At 71.6% G+C, this 21018-nt stretch carries 17 protein-coding genes; 2 read left to right on the forward strand and 15 right to left on the reverse strand.

The features are described from left to right. Positions 1 to 43 precede the first annotated feature (43 nt). A complete protein-coding gene (locus VGK78_RS01735) occupies positions 44 to 1225 on the forward strand; it encodes a CoA transferase (protein ID WP_331525545.1) in 1182 nt (393 codons plus the stop codon). A gap of 1 nt (position 1226) precedes the next feature. Here the strand turns inward: VGK78_RS01735 and VGK78_RS01740 are convergent, their stop codons facing one another. From VGK78_RS01740 to VGK78_RS01810, 15 genes are all read right to left on the reverse strand, one after another. Then, entirely contained in the window at positions 1227 to 2030 is an 804-nt protein-coding gene (locus VGK78_RS01740) for an HAD-IIA family hydrolase (protein ID WP_331525546.1), read from the reverse strand. 95 nt (positions 2031 to 2125) lie between these two features. Next, a complete protein-coding gene (locus tag VGK78_RS01745; RefSeq protein WP_331525548.1) occupies positions 2126 to 3232 on the reverse strand; it encodes a ring-opening amidohydrolase in 1107 nt (368 codons plus the stop codon). A 43-nt stretch (positions 3233 to 3275) separates the two neighbouring features. Then, positions 3276 to 4208 (reverse strand): carbamate kinase, encoded by a 933-nt coding sequence (locus VGK78_RS01750; protein WP_331525566.1) that lies wholly within the window; start codon positions 4206 to 4208, stop codon positions 3276 to 3278. A gap of 67 nt (positions 4209 to 4275) precedes the next feature. Then, a complete protein-coding gene (locus VGK78_RS01755; RefSeq protein ID WP_331525549.1) occupies positions 4276 to 5145 on the reverse strand; it encodes a hypothetical protein in 870 nt (289 codons plus the stop codon). A gap of 215 nt (positions 5146 to 5360) precedes the next feature. Next, the gene (locus tag VGK78_RS01760; RefSeq protein ID WP_331525550.1) at positions 5361 to 7322 is read right to left on the reverse strand and encodes a hydantoinase B/oxoprolinase family protein; all 1962 of its coding nucleotides are present in this window, start codon (positions 7320 to 7322) and stop codon (positions 5361 to 5363) included. Beyond that, positions 7319 to 9448, reverse strand: coding sequence for a hydantoinase/oxoprolinase family protein (locus VGK78_RS01765; protein ID WP_331525552.1), 2130 nt, complete (start codon positions 9446 to 9448; stop codon positions 7319 to 7321). Before VGK78_RS01765 ends, VGK78_RS01760 begins: the two co-directional genes overlap by 4 nt. Positions 9449 to 9485: 37 nt before the next feature. Next, entirely contained in the window at positions 9486 to 10154 is a 669-nt protein-coding gene (locus VGK78_RS01770) for a lysophospholipid acyltransferase family protein (protein WP_331525553.1), read from the reverse strand. Positions 10155 to 10196: 42 nt separating this feature from the next. After that, positions 10197 to 11030 (reverse strand): GNAT family N-acetyltransferase, encoded by an 834-nt coding sequence (locus VGK78_RS01775; RefSeq protein ID WP_331525554.1) that lies wholly within the window; start codon positions 11028 to 11030, stop codon positions 10197 to 10199. A gap of 974 nt (positions 11031 to 12004) precedes the next feature. Then, positions 12005 to 13399: an amidase gene (locus VGK78_RS01780; protein WP_331525555.1), complete on the reverse strand. Its 1395-nt coding sequence runs from the start codon at positions 13397 to 13399 to the stop codon at positions 12005 to 12007. A gap of 106 nt (positions 13400 to 13505) precedes the next feature. Continuing rightward, complete coding sequence (locus VGK78_RS01785; protein WP_331525556.1) at positions 13506 to 14129, reverse strand: carbon monoxide dehydrogenase subunit G; 624 nt, start codon at positions 14127 to 14129, stop codon at positions 13506 to 13508. Beyond that, positions 14126 to 16612: an aerobic carbon-monoxide dehydrogenase large subunit gene (cutA, locus tag VGK78_RS01790; RefSeq protein WP_331525557.1), complete on the reverse strand. Its 2487-nt coding sequence runs from the start codon at positions 16610 to 16612 to the stop codon at positions 14126 to 14128. The genes VGK78_RS01785 and cutA overlap by 4 nt, the downstream gene beginning before the upstream one ends. Further along, positions 16609 to 17109 carry a (2Fe-2S)-binding protein gene (locus VGK78_RS01795; RefSeq protein ID WP_331525558.1) on the reverse strand — a complete coding sequence of 167 codons (501 nt, stop codon included), beginning with the start codon at positions 17107 to 17109 and terminating at the stop codon, positions 16609 to 16611. The genes cutA and VGK78_RS01795 overlap by 4 nt, the downstream gene beginning before the upstream one ends. Then, complete coding sequence (locus VGK78_RS01800; RefSeq protein ID WP_331525559.1) at positions 17102 to 17977, reverse strand: FAD binding domain-containing protein; 876 nt, start codon at positions 17975 to 17977, stop codon at positions 17102 to 17104. The genes VGK78_RS01795 and VGK78_RS01800 overlap by 8 nt, the downstream gene beginning before the upstream one ends. Before the next feature lies 1 nt (position 17978). Next, the gene (locus VGK78_RS01805) at positions 17979 to 19478 is read right to left on the reverse strand and encodes a uracil-xanthine permease family protein (protein ID WP_331525560.1); all 1500 of its coding nucleotides are present in this window, start codon (positions 19476 to 19478) and stop codon (positions 17979 to 17981) included. 177 nt (positions 19479 to 19655) lie between these two features. Beyond that, positions 19656 to 20570 (reverse strand): alpha/beta hydrolase, encoded by a 915-nt coding sequence (locus VGK78_RS01810; protein WP_331525561.1) that lies wholly within the window; start codon positions 20568 to 20570, stop codon positions 19656 to 19658. A gap of 137 nt (positions 20571 to 20707) precedes the next feature. On the opposite strand from VGK78_RS01810, the gene VGK78_RS01815 reads away from it, so the two are divergent. Further along, a partial coding sequence (locus VGK78_RS01815; RefSeq protein WP_331525563.1) for a hypothetical protein occupies positions 20708 to 21018 on the forward strand: 311 nt, incomplete at its 3' end.

Raw genomic sequence — 21018 nt, forward strand, 5'->3', positions numbered from 1 at the left:
AGCCAATCATCCGCCGCCGACGATTCCGTCTAGGTTGGCGCGCATGGATGACAACGGTCCCCTCTCCGACATCCTCGTGGTCGACCTGACCCGCGCGCTGGCCGGACCGCAGGCGGCGATGATGCTCGGCGACCTGGGCGCGCGCGTGATCAAGGTCGAGAGCGAGACAGGCGACGACACCCGCGCCTGGGGACCGCCGTGGGCCGGCGAGACGGTCTCGACAGGCTCGACCACCGAGATGCGCGACTCGACGTACTTCATGTCGGCCAACCGGAACAAGGAGTCGATCGTCCTCGCCCTCAAGGACCCCGCGGACGCCGAGGTGCTGGCCGCGCTGGTACGCCGTGCCGACGTACTGCTGGAGAACTTCCGGACCGGCACGCTCGACCGGCTCGGCTTCCCGGTCGCGCGCCTGCACGAGCTCAACCCGCGACTCGTGATCGGCTCGATCACCGGCTTCGGCCACGACGGGCCGGAGGCACGTCGTGCGGGCTACGACCAGATCGCGCAGGGCGAGGGCGGGCTGATGTCGGTGACCGGCATCGACCAGCCGACCAAGGTCGGCGTCCCGATCGCAGACCTCCTGGCCGGGATGAACCTCGCGTACGGCGTGGTGGCGGCGCTGCACGAGCGTCACCGCACCGGCGTCGGCCGGGTCGTCCGGACGTCCCTGTTGGCGGGTGTGGTGGGGGTGCACGCGTTCCAGGGGACGGCGTGGCTCCAAGGTGGCCGCGTGCCCGGCGTCTCCGGTGCCCACCACCCGGCGATCGCGCCGTACGGAATGTTCGCGACCGGGTCGGCGCCGGTGCAGGTGGCGGTGGGGTCGGAGGGGTTGTGGCGGAGGTTCGCGGCGGTCGTGGGACTGGACCCCGACGAGGAGCGGTTCGCCACGAACCGCGACCGGGTCGCCCACCGCGAGGAGCTGATCGAGGCGCTCGAGGCGCACTTCGCGACCGAGCCGGCCGAGCACTGGCTCGACCTGCTGCTGGAGGCGGGGGTCCCGGCGGGGAAGGTGCGGTCGATGGACGACGTGTACGCCTGGGAGCAGGTGCGCTCGCAGGGGCTGGTGCTCGAGGTCGACCACCCGGCGTACGGGCCGTTGAAGCTGTCGGGCTCGCCCGTGCGCTTCGACGACAACCCGTACTCGGGCGGACGCGAGACACACGTGGCGCCGCCGACGCTGGGTCAGCACTCCGAGGAGATCCGCGCCTGGCTGACCGAGTGAGTCAGCGCTGCTCGCCGGAGAGCTCGGCCACGAGGGGCACCAGGTCGGCGATCGAGTCGACGACCTTGCTCGGCTTGTAGGGGAAGCGCGGCACCTCGTCGGGACGGGTCGAGCCGGTCCCGACGAGGATCGTGCGCAGGCCGGCCTCGAGGCCGCTGACGATGTCGGTGTCCATCCGGTCGCCGACCATCACGGTGGTCTCGGAGTGCGCCTGGATGCGGTTCAGGGCGCTGCGCATCATCAGCGGGTTGGGCTTGCCGACGAAGTAGGGCTTGCGGCCGGTGGCGGTGCTGATCAGGGCGGCGACGCTGCCGGTGGCCGGAAGGGTGCCCTGGTGGCTCGGACCGCTCACGTCGGGGTTGGTGGCGATGAAGCGGGCGCCGTTCTCGATCAGCCGGATGGCCCGGGTGATCGCCTCGAACGAGTAGGTGCGGGTCTCGCCGAGGACGACGTAGTCGGGGTTGCGGTCGGTCATCACATAGCCGATGTCGTGCATGGCGGTGATCAGCCCGCTCTCCCCCACGACGTACGCCGAGCCGCCCGGGCGCTGCTCGTCGAGGAAGTCGGCGGTGGCGAGGGCCGAGGTGAAGATCCGGTCCTCCGGTACGTCGATCCCGCTGCCCAGCAGCCGGGCCCGCAGGTCGCGCCGGGTGAAGATCGAGTTGTTGGTGATCAGCAGGTACGTGACCCCGCTGCCCTTCAGGGCCTCGATGAACTCCGCCGCCCCGGGGATCGGGTCCTCCTCGTGCACCAGCACGCCGTCCATGTCGGTCAGCCAGGTGTGCACCGGCCGCGACTCACTCATGGGTCCATTGTCACGGATGCCGCCTCCGGCCGTTGCCGCGGTTGGGGGCGCCTGCTGCAGGGATCCCCGGCCCACCGGGTATCCCTGCGAAACCCTCAGCCCAGGTCCACGATGGCGGCGACCGGGCCGCCGCCGTCGGGGCCCTGGTGGGCGGCGGAGACGGAGACGAAGACGGCGGGGTCGCCGGTGACGGCGGCGGTGACGCCGCCGACGGCGGCCTTGATCTGGCGGTGCCAGTGCACGTCGGAGTCGTCGAGCATCGCGTTGCGGCGCCCGCGGACGTGGCCGTCCTGAGAGGCCTCGCACTTGAGGAACACGTTGACCAGCCGGCCGTCGAGGTCCTCGGTGCGCGGGCGTTCGGGAACGTCGAGGCCCGCGGACCGGATGGCGTCCCAGATGCCGTCGGAGTCGAGGGCGTCCTTCATCACCGAGTGGCCGATCCGGTAGCGCCCGCCGATCCCGGGCGCGTTGCCGACGACGACCACCTGCGCCCGGTCCAGCTCGACCCCGGAGGAGCACGACGCCACCGACGAGTACAGCGTCCGGTCGTGGAGTACGTCGGAGTCGGCGGGCATCTCGATCTCGCCGAGCGCGACCGCGATGCCGAGCGCCGTGCCGCCGTTGGAGACGTCCATCGACGTCAGCGTGTCCTCGGTGAACACGTCGTGGCCGCGGCTCTTGGCGTCACGGATCGTGTCGATGGTCAGCAGCGGCGTCTTGGTCTGCACGTAGTGGACGTCGGAGGGGTCGGTGATCCCCGCCCGCTCCATGGCGACCTTCACCGCGGCCGCGACCTTCTCGATCATCCCCCGACGCCCGATCTCCTCGGGCAGCAGCGGCTCGCTCATCGCGAACCCGACCGTCAGCCGCGGCTCTTCCGTCGCCTCGACCTCGGCGTCGGGCAGGGTCGCGAAGATCGTCGCGTGCGGGCTGATCACGCCGTCCGTGCCGCCCGACCACACGATCGGGATCTCCCTGACCGCCTCCGGGTCCGCGCCCTTCGCCACGAGAGCCTCGCGGAAGGCGCGGTCGGCGATGATCCGGGTGTAGTCGTTGACCCCGCCGTTGCCCTCGGTCTTGCCGATGATCGCGATCACCCGGTCGGCCCGGAGGATCCCGTCGTCGACGAGCTTGGTCAGCTCGGAGGCGTCCGAGACGGAGTGGATCGGGACCTTGCGCACTTCGATGGCAGACGGCGACATGGCGCGATCCTTGCAGGTCTCGACTTCGCTCGACCACCAGCGGTCAGTCCGGTACGACGACCGTCCCGGTGTACCCGACGTCGGTGACCGCGTCCACGATCCGATCGAGGCTCGTGATCACGCCGGGCAGGTCGGTCCCCTGCACGAACCGGCACACCGCGTCCACCTTCGGCCCCATCGACCCGCTCGCGAAGTGCCCCTCCTCGGCGTAGGCCTGCATCTGCGACAGCGTGACCCTCCCGATCGGCTCGGCCTCCGGGGTCCCGAACCGCAGCACGGCCTGGGGTACGTCGGTCGCCACCACCAGCACGTCGGCACCGACCAGGACACCGAGCAGCGCCGCCCCGAGGTCCTTGTCGATGACCGCCTCGACCCCGGACAGCGACCCGTCGTCACGGCGTACGACGGGGATCCCGCCGCCGCCGTTCGCCACCACCACGAACCCCGCCCGGATCAGCTCGAGGACGGCCGACGCGTCGAGGATGTCCAGCGGCTCGGGCGAGGCCACGACCCGGCGCCAGCCCTTCTCCCCGCGGTCCTCCCAGACCTCGCCGTGATCGACCAGCACCCGCGCCTCCTCGGCCGGCAGGAACCGGCCGATCGGCTTGGTCGGCTTCACGAAGCCCGGGTCGCCGGGGTCGACCAGGGCGCGGGTCACCAGCGCCGCGCTGCGCTTCTGGATGCCTCGCGCGACCAGGGCGGCGTCCAGCGCATCCATCAGGACGAAGCCGAGGGTCGCCTGCGTCTGCGCGCCGCACCAGTCCAACGGCACCGGCGGTACGACGCCCGCCGCCAGCTCGTTCTTGACCAACAGGTTGCCGACCTGCGGCCCGTTGCCGTGCGTGATCACGACCTCGACGTCGTGCGAGATCAGCTCGGCGACGGCGTCCATCGCCACCTCGGCCGCCGCGATCTGGTCCTCCGGGCGGGCCCGGCCATCGGCGCTCGTCATCGCGTTCCCGCCCAGCGCCAGCATCACTCGCACAGGCCGACCGTAGTGGCCGCCGCGCGGAAAACCCGGGAGGCGGGCGTCCCGGCCTGAGTCACCACTCCCAGCGGATGCCGAGGATCCCCGGCCCGAAACCGCGCGCCAGGGCGTGCGCGCTCGAGCCTCCGCCGAGATCGAGCTTCTCGGTCTCCTCCTCGTCGCCCAGGATGGCGTAGCGCTCGACGTGTCCCGGCACGTGCCCGGGGTCGAAGCGCACCCACACCAACAGCTCGTTCAGCCGCCGCGCCGCGTAGTGGTCGAGCCAGGTCTCGTCCGCGGCGTCGGCGAGCTCGATGGTCAGCTCGTAGGGGTGCAGCTCGCCCTTGGCGAGCGGTCGGTCGAGCACCAGCTCGGTGGCGTAGACACGGGTTGCGTGGTCGGTCGTCACACGGCCGATCGTGCACCCCGCGACCGGGACGAAGCGGGGCACCCGTCCGCGGCCGTCGGTGGTGAGGATCAGCGGGGTACGCCGTGCGCCGTCGCGCCGCGCCTGCATCACCGCGCGCACCCGGTACTCCCGCACCCGTCCGTCGGCGCCGACGTCGACGCTGAGGTGCCGCACCTGCTCGACCAGCTCGTCGTACAGGCCCTCGAAGCCCAGGTCCTCCAGGGCCTGTTCGATGCCGGGGTGCTCGGCGAACAGCTCGCGCAGGGTCCGCTCGGCCGGACGCGGTCCGGGGCGACGTGACGGGCCGAGCCGGGACACCAGGGTCCCCGGAGCCACGCGCAGCAGTCGCTCGATCTCCACCAGCGCGTCCCGCGACGTGCCCCGCTCCGGCTGGCTGCGACCGGAGCGCCAGTAGCTGAGTGCGGCCGGGCTCACCGGATGTCCGCGCTCGACCAGGCGCTGGTGGAGCCACGCCAGGCTCACTGCGCGCCGGGACACGGCCTCGGCGAACGCTCCGGCGAACCCGAGATCGCCCATGGTCCGGTGCCCTCCTCCCGATGCGCGGCCGATGTCGTGGACGAGGACATGACAACGCGGATCGGTCCATCACACAACCGACCTGCACGATAAGTGATGGAGAACCGCCTACGCTGCCTGCGCGGGTGCCCGTGGTGATGACCGGCCACCCGCGAGATGCCGGGTACCGGGGGGTCCCGGCATCTCACCCATCCGAGGTCGAGTCCCGCGCACCGTCAGTCGCGCACGTCCACGTCGGCGTACGGCGCGCCACCGGCGAGGCGGGCGTACCCGGGGCCGCGGTCGAAGAACGGCGTCTCCGGCAGGGCCGGCCTGTTGCCGGCATGCCGTTCGCGCTCGGCGACCGTGGCGTCCGCGTCGTACGCCAGGTCGTCCGCGTCCGGCGACCCCGTGAGCACGACGCCGTAGTCGGCCAGCGCGGCCTCCGGCGAGACCTTGCGCCACACCACGTCGCGGACCACCAGGTCGGGGTCGCGCTCGAGCGGGTCGCCCCAGCCACCACCGCCGGTCGTGCGGATCCGGATCACCTCGCCGGCCCGCACCGGCTCGGCGTCGGCCAGCGCGTCCACCTCGCGCTCGTGCGGGCCTCCGGGATCGATCGTCACCTGGAACGGCCGCCCGGCCCGGCCGCCGTTCACGCCCCAGCAGGACAGGATCGACCGATCGGCGATCGACATGAAGTGGGCGTCCTCGAGCATCCGGATGTGCTTCTCGTAGCCCAGGCCGCCGCGGAACCGCCCGGCTCCCCCGCTGTCCGTCGCCAGCGAGAGCGCCTCGACCCGGAACGGGAAGCGGGCCTCGGTGAACTCCGTCGGCAGGTTCCGGGAGTCGGGCACCACGTGGATGGTGTCCTCGCCGTCGGCGTAGTAGCGCCCGCCCGAGCCGCCACCGAGCACCTCGCGCATCAGGTACGGCCGGCCCTCGCGGTCCTCGCCGTACACGCCGGTGTAGCGGATGGTCTCCTGGTCGGCGGGCATCCGACCGTCGACGGCCTTGGCAAGGACGCCGGCGAGCACGCCGAGGAGTCGGAGGATGACGAACGTGCGAGCGTTGGTCGGCGCCGGGAACACCGGGGTCAGGAGGGTCCCGGGCTCGGGGAACCGCATCTCGATCAGGGGTACGACGCCCTCGTTGACGTCCAGCTCGGCCATCCGCTCCGGGGTGTCGGCGAGGTTGCGCAGGATCGGGGCGAGCCACTTCTTGAGGAAGACGCCGTCGCTGTAGTCGCCGCAGTGGTTGATCGGGCCCTTGGCCTGCGGGCTGGTGCCGTCGAAGTCGAGGACCAGCCGCTCGCCGTCGGGATCGTCGGGGCCGGTGCGGGTCAGCGTGATCCGTTGCGTGTGCAGCCGCGGCTCGTCGACACCGTCGTGCTCGGCGTAGTCCTCCCACACCCAGGAGCCGACCGGGATCTTGGCCAGGATCTCCCGGCGGTAGGTCTGCGTCGTCCGCTCCAGGATCGCGTCGAAGCAGGCCTCGACCTCGGCCACGCCGTACCGCTCGAAGAGCTCGCCGAGCCGGCCCGCGCCCATCAGGCACGCCGAGCACTCGGCGTCGAGGTCGGCGGCCAGCGACTCGGGCATCCGGGAGTTGCGGGTCATGATCGACAGCGCCGCGCGGTTCGGGACGCCGGCGTCCCACAGCCGGATCGGCGGCACCATCAGGCCCTCGGTGAAGACCGTGGTCGCGGAGCTCGGCATCGATCCGGGTACGGCGCCGCCGATGTCGTCGTGGTGGCCGAAGGCCTGCACGAACGCCACCACTCGGGGGGCTCCGCCCCCCGTGGACCTCCCGACAGCGCCGCGGGCGAAGACCGGCACGGTCACGCAGAGGTCGGGGAGGTGCCCGATCCCGCCCTCGGAGCGGTAGACGTCGTTGTGGAAGAACACGTCGCCTTCTCGCATCTCCTCGATCGGGAAGTCGCGGGCGACCGGGTGCACGAGGGCCGAGTAGGAGCGGCCGGTCAGCTTGCGCAGCAGCCGGTCGTGGATGCCGGCCCGGAAGTCGTGGGCGTCCCGGATCATCGGGCTGCGACTGGTGCGCGCGATCGCGGTCTCGACCTCCGCCTCCACGCTGGCCAGCGAGCCCTGGACGATCTCGACCAGCACCGGGTCGGCGCCGGCACCCGCATCCGGCGTCACGTGGCCGTAGGGGAACGCCGTGGAGACGCGCCGGCTCACGAGCCCACCTCGTCGGTCTCGCCGGTACGACGTACCAGCAGGTTGCCGAAGTCGTCGACGGTGGCGGCGAAGCCGGGATGGACCGGCACGGTCGAGCCGTACTCCTCGATGATCGCCGGTCCCTCGACGGTCGTCCCGGGTGCCAGGTCGGGACGCCAGCGGACCGGGATGTCGACGTACCCCGCGTTCGCGTCGAAGCAGACCGGGCGGGTCGGCCTCGCGTGCGAGCTCGCTTCGCCTCTCGCTCCGGTCGCTCCCCCCCGCGCAGCCGGGGCGAGGCGTCCTCGCTCGGGACGGGTGATCGGGCCGATGCCGGAGACCCGCAGGTTCACCCACTCGACCGGCTGGCTCGGGTCGCCGGCGAAGTCGTAGCCGTAGAGCCCCCGGTGCTCGGCGTGGAACGCCGCGACGACGCCGTCGAGCGCCGCCCGGTCGAGGTCCCCCTCGGGCACCGGCACCCGCACCTCGAAGGCCTGGCCGAAGTAACGCAGGTCGGCGGTGCGCGCGAAGACGTGGTCGGACTCCGCGAAGCCCTCCCGCAGCAGCGCGTCGCGGGCCCGCACCGTCAGCCCGTCGTACGCCGTGTGCAGGGCGACGACGTCGAGGTCGCTGTCGAGCGCGACCTGGGTCTGCACGTAGTCGTTCTTCACGTCGACCGTCAGCAACCCGAACGCCGAGACGTTGCCGGGGTCCGGGGGCACCAGCACGGTCGGGATGCCCAGGACGTCCATCAGCCGGCACAGCAGCAGGGACCCCGAGCCGCCGAACGTGGTGAGCGTGAAGTCACGGACGTCGAGGCCGCGCTTGACCGTGACCTGGCGCAGCGCGTTCGCCTGGTTCCACGCGGAAATCTCCAGCACGCCCACCGCCGCCGCCTCGGCCGAGAGCCCCAGCTTCGCGGCCAGGTCCTCGAGCCCGCGTCGCGCTGCGTCCACGTCCAGCGGGATCTCGCCACCCAGCAGGTGCGGCGGGATCCGCCCGAGCACGACGTGGGCGTCGGTGATCGTGACGTCGGCGCCGCCCTGGGCGTAGCACAGCGGGCCTGGGTCGGCACCTGCCGACTGCGGGCCCACCTTGAGGGCGCCCTCGGGCGAGAGCCAGGCGATCGACCCGCCGCCGGCGCCGACGGTCACCACGTCGATCATCGGGATCTTGCTGGGGAACGCCCCGACCGAACCCTCGGTGGTCAGCGTCGGCTCACCGTCCACGACCACCGACACGTCGGTGGACGTACCACCGCCGTCGCAGGTGAGCACCCGGTCGAAGCCCGCCACTCGTGCGATCAGGGCCGCCCCCAGCGCACCCGCGGCGGGACCGCTGAGCACGGTGGTGATCGGCTGGTGGACGACCTCGTCGGCGCTGAGCACGCCACCGTTGGACTTCATCACATAGAACGGAACCCGGCGATCGCCGGCGTACGCCGACAACCGAGTGCTGATGTTCGACACGTACGCCGAGAGCCGGGGCTTGACCGCCGCGTCGACGAGGGTGGTCATCGCCCGCTCGTACTCGCGGTACTCCCGCAGCACCTCGCTGCTGATGCTGACGACGGCGTCGGGATGCTCCTGGGCCAGGATCTGGCGCATCCGCTCCTCGTGGACCGGGTCGGCGTAGGCGTGCAGGAAGCAGACGCCGAGGGTGTCGACACCTCGGTCGCGGAACCACCGCGCGACTGCGCGCGCCCCCTCCTCGTCGAAGGGCCGCACCTCGGCGCCGGTGAAGTCGAGGCGGCCGCCGACCGAGCGCACCAGGTCACGCGGCACGATCCGCGGCGGCTTGACCCAGAAGTAGGAGTTGCCGTAGCCGTCGGGCACCGACTGCCGCGCGATCTCGAGCATCGCGTCGTACCCCTCGGTCGTGATGAACCCGAGCCTGTCGACCTTGCCCTCGAGCAGCTGGTTGGTCGCGACGGTGGTGCCGTGGCTGACCGCCGAGATCTCGTCTCCACCCGCGTCGTCGAGCAGGTCCAGCACCTTGTCGATGCCGGCCAGGAACCCGTCGGCGGGGTTGGCCGGCGTGGACGGCGCCTTGGTGGTGACCAGCTGGCCGGTGTCCTCGTCCAGCGCGACCACGTCGGTGAACGTGCCCCCGGTGTCGATCCCCACCCTGATCCGACGCCCGGCCATGCGCTGATTCAAGCAGGCGGGCGCCCGGGCCGACGGCTCAGGCGTCCGGCGCCCGGTCGTTGTAGACGCCGGCCTCCTCCTGACCGGTCAGCTTGGCGATCACCGCCATCACCTCGTCGGTGATCTCGCGACGGGCGCGGCCGGGAGGTACGCCGTCGTACCGACTGCGGACGTCGATCGGCTCGCCGAACGTGACCGTGATCCGCACCAGCCGCGGTCGGGTGGAGCCGACGGGCTGGAGCCGGTCGGTGTCGACCAACCCGACCGGGACGATCGGCGCACCGGAGGTGAGAGCCAGCTGGGCGACGCCGGTGCGCCCGCGGTAGAGACGGCCGTCGCGGGAACGGGTGCCCTCGGGGTAGATCCCGAACGCGCCCCCCTCGGCCAGCACCGACAACGCCGTGTCGAGGCTGGCCAGCGCGGCCCGGGAGTCGTCGCGGTCGACCGGTAGGGCACCGAGCGACTCGTACCACGCCTTCGCGAGCCGGCCGCGGACGCCGGGTCGCTCGAAGTACTCGGCCTTGGCCAGGAAGTTGACCGGCCGCGGGACCACGATCGGGATCACGACGCTGTCGGCGAAGCTGAGGTGGTTGCTGGCCAGGATCACCGGACCGGTCGACGGCACGTGCTCGAGCCCGGTGACGTTCGGCCGCCACAACGCCTTGGCCAGCGGCGGCACGACCGCGTGGAGGAGGCCGTAGAGCACGCGTTCATCTTGCCGCACCCGAGGACGAGCTCGGCGGCGGCGTCAGGAGCGGCGCCAGACGTACGGCGTCGTGGTGGTCACCGCGACCAGGCCCGAGCGCTCCAGGATCGGCCGGGACATGACCGTGCAGTCGCTGTTGATGTAGCGGACGCCCTCGGCGAGCGCCGCCCTCGCTCGAGCCGCGGTCAGCGCCCGGTAGATGCCCTTGCCGCGCCACTCCGGCAGGGTCGAGCCGCCCCAGATGCCGGCGAACTCGGTCCCCTCGACCCGGGCCAGCCGGCCCGAGCAGACGACCCGGCTGCCCTCGTGCGTGGAGGCCTCGGCGACCCAGAACTGCTCGAGGCCGTGCATCCGGTCGAGCCGGTCGAGCATCTCCTCCCCGGACGGCCCGCCGCCGAAGATCCGCGCCGCGACCTCGCTGGCCTCGACGACCAGCGCCTCGCGCTCGGGCAGCTGGTCGACGCGGCGTACCGTCACGCCCTCCGGGAGCTCGACGTCGACCGCGAGGTGGCGCGCCTCGCCGATCATCACGGTCTCCACCTCGTCGGGCTGCAGGCCGTGGGCGCGGAGCCGCTGGTCGAGGTCCGGCGGCCAGTCGTGGCCGCGGGTCTTCCACTCGAACTCCTCGACCTCCGGACGGGCGGCATAGAACGCCACGGTCTCGGCGATCAGCGCATCGACCGCGTCGAGGGTGCCCAGGCTCTCGAGGGACTCGTAGCTGACGAACCCGCCGCGGTTGACGAGCGCCCGCCACAGCGGTCCGGACCGGTCCCAGCTCAACCCCCCTTGGACCTCGGAGACGCCGCGCAGCTGGGCGTCGTACGCCGCGAGCAGGGCGGCTCGTTCCTCGGGGGTCGCCTGGGATCCGTCGGGCATGCATGCTCCTGTTCGTGAGGGGTGCGACGCACAGCATCGCCCGGCGCCTCGGTGCCCGGCGACCGAAATAGTTGAAGGGCCCCTGTCGGTATGAGCGACAAGGGCCCTTCGGGTCGGTGGTCCGGGGGTCCTCGGCACGAGGCCGTGGTCCTCCAGAACACCTGGTGACCGGTACTGGTGACGCTCCCGGTCGAGCCGGTCGGCTCCTGGCGATCCCGGCGGCCTCATCACCCGGCCACCGCCACCTCCTCCCGGCAAGCCGGGCGGTGGTGGCACGGAACGTCGTCTCCGACCGATCCCGCTCTCCCCGGAGGGAGTGCGTGGGAGAAGTTCTACGGCCCGCAACCCCCACGCCACAAGGGGTTCGGGCCGAGGATTTCGCCGGAAACCGATTTCCTCAGCTTGCTCCACAGGCTGTCCCGCGTCCGTCCACAAGTTCTCCCCAGATGTCCACAAGTTCGGCGCCGACCTGTTGAGGTGTGGTCCAGACCAGTGGAGGCTCGCTGGTCGAGGAGACCGAGTCATGAACGCGACTGGGTTTCGAGAGGGCTCGGAAATAGATGAAGGGCCCTCATAGGTATGAGCTACAAGGGCCCTTCGGCGGTGATCCGTCCTGCCCCGGCACAAGTCCGTGGCCCTTCGGAACACCAGGTGACCGGTACTGGTGACGCTCCCGGTCGATCCAGCTGGCTCCTCCGATCCCAGCGACCCCGTCACCTGGCCGCCGCAGCCCCTCTCGGGCAAGCCCTCGAGGCACTGTTCGGATCTTCGTCTCCGACCGATCCCGCTCTCCCCGGAGGGAGTGCGTGGGAGAAGTTCTACGGCCCGCGTGCCCAGCGCCACAAGGGGTTTCGGGACATTTCTTTCACATACTTCGAGTTCCGGCGGGTCCTCCACAAAGATCCGGCCACTCGTCCACAGATCCGCCCCGTGATCTCCACAGATCTGGGAATCCGGCTGTGGATGGTGTGCCCCTATCCGGTCAGGCCGAGCCGCTCCACGGAACGCGCGACGCCGAGCAGCCGCGCGTCAGCACCGAACGGCGCGACGATCTGAACGCCGACCGGGAGCCCGTCGCGGGTGTGGCCGGCGGGCACCGAGATCGCGGGACAGCCGGTCGCGGTGATCAGGTACGCCGATCGCATCCAGTCCAGGTACGTCGCCATCGGGCGGCCGTTGATGTCCTCGGGGTACTCCTGGTCGACCGGGAACGGCGGCACCTGCGACGTCGGCAGGACCAGCACGTCGTACGCCCCGAAGAAGCGCCGCATCCGCTCGGACAGTGTCGACCGCTGCTCGTAGGCACGGGCGACGTCGGCGCCGGTCAGCCTCCCGCCGGCCCGGATGTTGTCGGCGAGCGACGGCTTGAAGGAGTCCGGATGCGCCGCGAGCAGCGCGCCGAAGTCGGCCTGGAACAGCCACGCGCGCAGGGTGCGGAACGTGTCGTCGGCGATGTCCAGGTCGGGCTGGTCCGGCTCGACCCGGGCCCCGGCTCCGGCCAGTGCGGTACCGGTCTCCTCCACCACTCGGCGTACCTCCGTGTCGACCTCGAGCAGGCCGCCGAGGTCGGGACTCAGCGCCACTCGCAGCCCGTCGAGGGCGACCTCCGGCGGCGTCGCGAAGTCGACACCGGGGTCGGCAAGCGCCGTGGGCACGCGGACGTCCGGTCCGGCGATCACGGAGAGCAGCAGGGCGAGGTCGTCGACGTTGCGGGCGAGCGGGCCGCTGGTGTCGGTCGTCTCCCAGAAGTTCGCGTCGGGCCAGGAGGGCACGCGCCCCAGCGACGGCCGCAGCCCGACGACCCCGCAGAACGACGCGGGGTTGCGCAGGGAGCCGCCCATGTCCGAGCCGTCGGCGAGCGGCACCATCCCCGCCCGCAGCGCGCAGGTCGCGCCGCCGCTGGAGCCACCCGCGGACCGCGTCGGGTCGACCGGGTTGAGGGTCGTGCCGAAGATCGTGTTGAAGGTGTGCGACCCGGCGGCGAACTCCGGGACGTTGGTCTTGCCGATGATCACCACCCCGGCGGCGCGGATGCGCTCGACGATGAGCTCGTCGGCCTCGGGAACGTGGTCGGAGAAGAGCGGCGAGCCGTACGTCGTACGCCAGCCTGCGACGTCGTGGGTGTCCTTGAACGCGAACGGAAGCCCGTGGAGGGGGCCGAGCGTCTTCCCTCGGGCCGTGGACTCGTCGGCGGCCGCCGCGCCGGCGCGCGCTCGCTCCTCGTCCAGCGAGACGATCGCGTTGAGCTGCGGGTTGCGCTCGGCGATGCGCGCCAGGTGCAGCTCGAGCAGCTCGCGGGCGGAGATCTCCCGACGTCGTACCGCCGCCGCCATCTCGCGAGCCGTGGACTCGACGGTCAGTTGGGTCATCGGCGAATTCCCCGCCTGAGCGGGTAACTCGACACTTGTTGGGGGAAATCTCCTCCGCCAAGTGCAGAATTCCCCGCCTGAGCGGGGAATTCGCGCCGCCCGCGTCTCACTGCCGCCGCCCGAGGAGGCGGCCGGCGACGACACCGAGCAGCACGAGCCCGGCGCCGACGGCGATGCCGGCCAGGAAGTCCTGCTGCGACGCCGGGGGCCGGGGCGGCGCGGTGAAGACCTGGCCGACCTCATGGCCCCGGGCTTCGGCGGCCTGCCCCACCACCGGTGCCGCGACGGATGCACCACCCAGCGCGGAGGCGACGTTGTCGAAGAACTCGCGGGCCATCCGGTTGGACACCGACCCGAGCATGCGCTGCCCCACACCGCCGACCATGCCCCCGACGATGGCGTCGGCGTCGTACGACACCGTGGTCGCGCCGTCCCCGTCCGACGCGAACGCGACGTTCACGGAGGCGTCGATCGTCCCGGGCGCGCCGGCTCCCTGGAGTCTCATCACCAGCGAGTCGTGCGGCTTCAGGTCGGACAGCGCGCAGGTGCCGTCGTAGGTGCCTCGGATCGCGGCGACGCCGGCGGTGACGCTCATCGCGTAGGTGTGCTCGGCGGTCGTCTCGAGCCGTTCGCAGCCCGGGATCGTGCGGACCAGGACGGCGGGGTCGAGCAGGGCGTCCCAGACCTTCTCGACCGGGAAGGGGATGGTCTGGTGGCCGCTGATCCTCATGAGGTCTCCTTGCTCGACGTGCGCGACCGGCCCGACGTGCTCTTCCTGGCCGCGCGGCTCCGCCGCGGCTTCGCTGCCGGTGCGGGATGACTCTGCCGTAGCGCGAACAGCTCGGACGGCGAGATCGGCATCGCGGTGACCACGAGCCCGTCGTGGTACGGCGCCTCCGCGTCCTCGATCGCAGAGGCGAACACCGCCGCCGACGGGATGACCCCCGCCTCGCCGGCGCCCTTGATCCCCAGCGGGTTCAAGGGCGACGGGGTCTCCAGGTGGTCGATGTCGATGTGCTCTGGCACCTCGGTCACGTAGGGCATCAGGAAGTCCATGAACGACGCGTTGACCAGCTGGCCGGACTCGTCGTACGCCATCCGCTCCAGCAACGCCCCGCCCACGCCCTGCGCGACGCCGCCGTGGATCTGGCCCTCGACGATCATCGGGTTGATCAGCCGGCCACAGTCGTGGACGACGGCGTACTTCAGGATCCTGATCTCGGCGGTGTCGGGGTCGGTCTCGACGATCACGGCGTGCATGCCGCTCGCGAACGTCGACCGCTCCGGGCTGTAGAAGTCGCGCCCCTCGAGTCCTGGCTCGTCGTCCTCGGCCACCGGCGGCTTCCCCGGGTCGCCGACGGTGAACTGCGTGGCCGCCTTGGACGCCTCGTCGAAGGCGTAGCGGAGCGGGTTGGACAGCACCGCCACCGTGCCGAGGTCGATCGTGGCGTCCGTCCCGCGCACCGACACGACGCCGTCGGCGATCTCCAGGTCCTCCTCCGACGCCTCCAGCGCGTCGGCGGCGATGCGCAGCACCTTCTCGCGCGCACGCAGCGCCGCCAGGTGTACGGCGGACCCGCTCATCACGGCTGCCCGGGACGCGAACGTGCCCACGGCGTACGGCATCCGCCGGGTGTCGCCGGTGACCACCTCCACGTGGTCGAACGGCACCCCGAGCGCGTCGGCCGTGATCTGCGCGAACACCGTCGCATGCCCCTGGCCCTGCGTGGTGAGCCCGGTGGCCACCTTGACCTTGCCGGAGGTCTCGATGTGCACGTGGGCACCCTCGTACGGCCCGACGCCGGTGCCTTCGACGTAGCAGGCCAGGCCGATCCCGACCCGCCGTCCCTCGCGCGCCATCTTCTCCCGGAACGCCGCGAAGTCGTCCCACCCGACCAGCGCCTTGAGCTTGTCGAGGGAGGCCGGGTAGTCGCCGGAGTCGTACTCGAGCTCGCGGCCGTCCTGGAAGACCAGCCCGTGGTCGTAGGGGAACTCGTCGGGCTGGATGAAGTTCGCGGCCCGCACCTCGGTGCGGTCCTTGCCGAGCGCGGCCGCGATCGCGTCCATGGTCCGCTCCATGACGTAGCAGCCCTGCGGCCGGCCGGCGCCGCGGTACGGCGTGACCATCACCGTGTTCGTGTAGAGGCTCTCGAAGACGACGCGATAGGCGCCGGGCTTGTAGGGCCCGAGCAGCTGGGTCGAGGTGATGATCGGCACGATCAGGCCGTACGGCGTGTAGGCGCCGTTGTCGTGCCAGAAGCGCACGTCGAGCCCGAGGATGCGTCCCTCGTCGTCGTAGCCGACCTCCACGTGGTGGAGCTGACCGCGCTCGTGGGCCGCGGAGACGAAGTGCTCGCGCCGGTCCTCGGTGAACTTCACCGGCCGTCCGAGCGTGCGGGCGGCGAGCGGCACCAGCAGCTCCTCGGGCCAGGGGTGGTTGATCTTCACCCCGAAGCCGCCGCCCACGTCGGGCGTGACGACGTCGACCTGGGCGAGGTCCAGCCCGAGCTTGGCCGCCACCGCCGCCCGGACCCCGGTCGAGGTCTGCGTCGAGGACCAGACGGTCAGCCGGCCGGTGTCGGGATCCCAGCGCGCGACGGTGCCGCGGCCCTCCAGCGGAGTCGAGGCGCTGCGCTCGACGGTGAGGTCGAGGCTGAGCGTGTGCGGGGCCGACGCGATGGCGGCGCGGGCGTCGCCGTTCTCCTGCTCGAGCCGGGCCGCCACGTTGCCGGGGACGTCCTCGTGGACCAGGTGGTCCGCGGCCCGCGCCGCCTCGAGCCCGACCACCGGGGGAAGGAACTCGTAGGAGACCTTGATCCGGCCGGCCGCGTCCTCGGCGAGGTAGCGGTCATCGGCCACCACGAAGGCGATCGCCTCGCCGACGTGGTTGACCTCGTCCTTGGCGAGGGCGTACTGCGTGCGCCCGTGGGTGAGCTGCGGATGCGGGATGAGCAGCGGCAGCGGCTCCGCCATCTGCGGCGCGAGCGGACCGCCGAGGTCGTCGTGGGTCCAGACCAGGTGGACACCTTCGACGTCGAGGACGCCGGAGACGTCGATGTCGACGATCCGCGCGTGGGCGTGCGGCGAGCGGAGCACCGCCGCGTGCAGGACGTCGTGCCCGGCCAGCACGTCGTCGACGTACCGGCCCTTCCCGCGCAGGAAGCGCTGGTCCTCCACCCGCGGGACCTTCTCGCCGAACAGCTTCGTGGTCATGCGCGCTCGCTCGCGATCTGCGCGGCGCGCAGCACGGACGCCACGATGTTGGCGTAGCCGGTGCAGCGGCACAGGTTGCCCGCGATCATCTCCCGCGCCTCGTCCTCGGTGGGATCGGGATTGTCGCGCAGCCCGGCGGTGATCGTGGTCAGGAACCCCGGGGTGCAGAAGCCGCACTGCAGGCCGTGGCAGTCGGCGAAACCCTGCTGGACCGGTCCCAGACGGCCCTCGGGTGACCCGTCCCTCTCGGTCAGTCCCTCGACGGTGGTGATCTCGCTGTCGACCGCCGAGACCGCGAACATCAGGCACGAACGCACCGGCCGCCCGTCGACCAGCACCGTGCACGCGCCGCACACGCCGTGCTCGCAGCCGACGTGGGTGCCGGTCAGTCCGAGGTCGTGGCGCAAGGAGTCGGAGAGCAGCCGCCGCGCGGGCACCCGCAGGTCGTGCACGACGCCGTTCACCGTCAGCCGGACCTCCTGGACGTCCTCACCCATCGGCTCCCCCTCGGGCCACGGCGTCGTCGTACGCCGCGCGGAGGACGCGGGCGGTCAGCACCCGCACCAGCTGGCTGCGGTAGGCCGCCGTCGCGTGCAGGTCGTCGGCCGGCTCGAGGTGCTCCAGGGCGAGCTCTCCGGCGGCCGTCACCGCTTCCTCGGTGAGCCCGCCGGCAAGCGCCGACGAGACGTCGACGACCGTCGGCACGTCGGCCACCGACAGGTAGCCGAGTCGCGCCGAGACGACCGTCTCCCCCTCGGTCCGCACCACCCCGCCGACTCCCACCAGCGCGTAGTCGCCGTGCCGACGGGCGACCTCCGCGAAGCCGACGCCCTCGCCGGACGTCAGCGCCGGGAAGAGCGCCTCGAGCGCGATCTCGTCGTGGTGCAGCGTCGACTCCATCGGCCCGGCGAACAGGTCGGAGGCGGGGATGGTGCGGGTGCCCGACGTCGACGAAACCGTCACCGAACCACCGAGCAGCGCGAGCACCATCGGCATCTCCGCGGCCGCGTCGGCGTGGACGATCGAGCCGACCGTCGTGCCGCGGTTGCGGATGGTGGCGTGCGCGACGTGGGCCAGTGCGAGCGACACCAGAGGCTGGACGCGGCGTACGTCGCCCGAGGCGAGCACGTCCGCGTGCCGCGCGAGCGCTCCGACGCGGACGCCGGTCTCCTCGACGCGCACGTGGTCGAGGTCCGGCAGCGCGTTGATGTCGACCAGGGTCGACGGCGCCGCCAGCCGCATCGACAGCAGCGGCACGAGACTCTGCCCGCCCGCGAGCACCTTCGCCCCCGGATCCGCCGCAAGGGCCTCCAGCGCGTGCTGGAGGCCCTGCGGTCGGACGAAGGCGAAGGAAGCGGGCTTCACATCACTCCCCGACGGGCTCCGGGGGCTGCTCCGACATGTGTCGCGGTCCGCTCTCGGCCGACGTGCTCGGCGTCGGGTCGACCTCCTGCGCATCGGGGCCACCGGCCACGATCAGCGCCCCGTCGTCCTCGTCGTGGGCGACCAGGCGGGCCAGGTGGTAGCCACCCACTGCCACGACCGTGCCGAGCGCGATGCCGGAGAGCGTGAAGTTGTGGGCGATCTTCAGGGAGCTGCCGGCGACGATGCCGAGGATGATGCCGGCGGCGATCGGGACGAGGTTCACGGGCTTGGCGAAGTCCACGTTGTTCTCCTTCCAGATCTTGGCTCCCAGGAGACCGATCATGCCGTAGAGGACCAACGTCACCCCGCCCAGCGCACCGCCCGGCGTCGCGTCGACGACCTGGCCGAACTTCGGGATGAAGCCGAGGATGATCGCCACGATCGCGGCCACGAAGTACGCAGCCGTCGAGTAGACGCGGGTCGCGGCCATGACCCCGATGTTCTCGGCGTACGTCGTGGTCGGCGAGCCGCCCACGGCCGACGCGATGGTGGTGCCGACACCGTCGCCGAGGAGCGCCCGGCCGAGGCTCGGGTCGAGGTCACGCTGGGTCATCTCGGCGACCGCCTTGACGTGCCCCGTGTTCTCCGCGACCAGCGCGATCACCGCGGGGATCGCCAGCAGGATGAACGTCAACGAGAACGAGGGCGCGTGCCAGCCGAGCAGGTGGGACTGGTCGGTGAACCCCTGGTTGCCGGTCAGGCTGTCCGGGGTGTGCGGCGGGAAGCCGAACCAGTCGGCCGCCTTGACGCCGGCCCACGAGACGCGCGCGTGGTCGGTCGCCTCGGCCGCACCCGGGAGCGGGCTGTGGATGTCGCCGAACAGCAGGTCGGCGAGCCACGACAGCACGTAGCCGACCACCAGGCCGAGGAACACCGCGATCCGGCCGGCGAACCCACGCAGACCGACCGCCATCAGGATGGTGGCGGCCATCGTGATGATCGCGATCCAGGGGTCGGCCGGCATGTACGTCGTGGCCGCCACGGGTGCCAGGTTGAAGCCGATCAGCATGACCACCGCGCCGGTCACGACCGGCGGCAGCACGGCGTTCACGAGGTGGGCGCCCGCGTAGTGGACGATCAGGCCGACGATCGCCAGCACGATGCCGGCGACGAGGATCGCGCCGGTCACGTCGGACGGCTTCGCACCCGGGTGGGCGTAGATCGCGGTCGCCACGCCGACGAACGACGCGGAGGTGCCGAGGTAGCTCGGCACCTTGCCCTGGACGATCAGCAGGAAGCAGATCGTCGCGATACCGCTCATCAGGATCGCGAGGTTGGGGCTCAGGCCCATGATGGCCGGGAAGACGAACGTGGCACCGAACATCGCCATGACGTGCTGGGCGCCGATGCCCACCGTCTTGCCCCACGCCAGTCGCTCCTCGGGCGCGACCGGCTGTCCGGGACCCGGATCGACCTCCCGCCAGCTGAACAACGTCGACATCTGATCCTCCTCGATGCACTGAACTTCTGCCGGTTCTGGGGACCGAGCACCCAGGTTGGTGGGGCACATCACACACCCAAACGCCCGGAATCCCGTGGAGGAACGCCGATCACGGCGGCGAGACCGCGCTCGGACAGCGGATTCCGGCGGACGCTAGCGTGGCGTCCGTGACCCCTCTCAGCCGCGCCGCCCGAGGAGTCGACGACGTCGTCCCGGTGGCGGCACCGACCCGGGTCGCGGCCCGGATCGCGGCCGCTCCCGACGGCCCGGTGCCGGTGCTGCACGCGACCCGCGGCCTGGTCCATCTCGATCTTCCGGGCGGCTCGGTCGGGGTGGCCGCGGTCGACGCGCCCGGGCTCCCGCACTCCCTGCGCACCGCGCTTCCCGACCTGTCGTCAGGGTCGTCAGCGACGGCCCCGACGGCCTATGTTGAGTCCGGGGTCCTTCACCTGGACGGACGCGCCCTCTCTCGTACAGGACGCTGCCGACGGCAAACGCCGTCGCCGGGCTCGCCGAGAGCCGCTCGTACCGAGCGAAGCTGCGCAGGGTCGCCGGATTCCGATACTCCGCCGGCGCCATCGCCCGGAGAAAGCCGCCACGACCCCAGGCGGAGCGAATCGGCTCGACGTCGACGTCCGCGAGGGAACGCGGGAGCTCGGGGAAGTAGTCGTCCGTGCCGGTCAGCCGGGCGTAGCCGTCCACGAGCACGAGCGCGGACGTCCGCGCCGGATAGGTCGCCGCGAACAGCAACCCGAGATAGCAGGCGCCCAGGCCCGAGACGAACGCGGCCCGCTCCGAACCGGCCGCGTCCATCACTGCCCGGACGTCGTCCATCCAAGCTTCGAGCGTCGGCCTGCCACCGTTCGGGACCGGATCGGAGATGCCTGTCCCGCGCTTGTCCAGGACGATGACGCGGGCGAAGGTCGACATCCGCTCGACGAACCGCGCCAGCGGCGCGAAGTCCCAGAGGGCGTCGACGTTGCTGAACCACTGGTCGAGCAGGACGAGATCGAAGGATCCCTGCCCCACGACCTGGTAGCCGATCTGAGCCTCGCCGCTCCGGGCGTAGCTGGTCTCGGGTCGTTCGGCCATCGCGGATGACCTCCGCCTGGGACATGGAGTCGCGGCTACGGTGAGCGCCACCATCTTCGCGCGGCGGGCGAGCGAGTCGTGGTGACGCGACCGGCTGGTAGGCGCATGATGCAAGGCGCGCGGGCGAGGAGGGCGCCGTGACCGACTACTTCCTGGGCAACCCGATCGCCGGGTGGACCAAGAACTTCCTCCTGACATATGCGGACGGGGATGTCGAGGCGGAGCTGTCCGCGCGGGCCATCCTCGACACCTGCGAGACCGATCTCGCGGCGCTCGAGTACGACTTCGCCACGAGCTTCCAGGTGGGCGGACGCAACGAGTACGCGACCTGGGTCCACGTGTCGAACTCTGGCGGCGGCGGCTCGAACCGGGGCTGGGGCGACGACGAGAGCAGCGTCATCGGGGTCAACGGCACGAAGCCGTTCCCAAACCGCGATGAGTACGCCCG

The sequence above is a fragment of the Nocardioides sp. genome (assembly GCF_036503465.1).
GTDB lineage: Bacteria > Actinomycetota > Actinomycetes > Propionibacteriales > Nocardioidaceae > Nocardioides.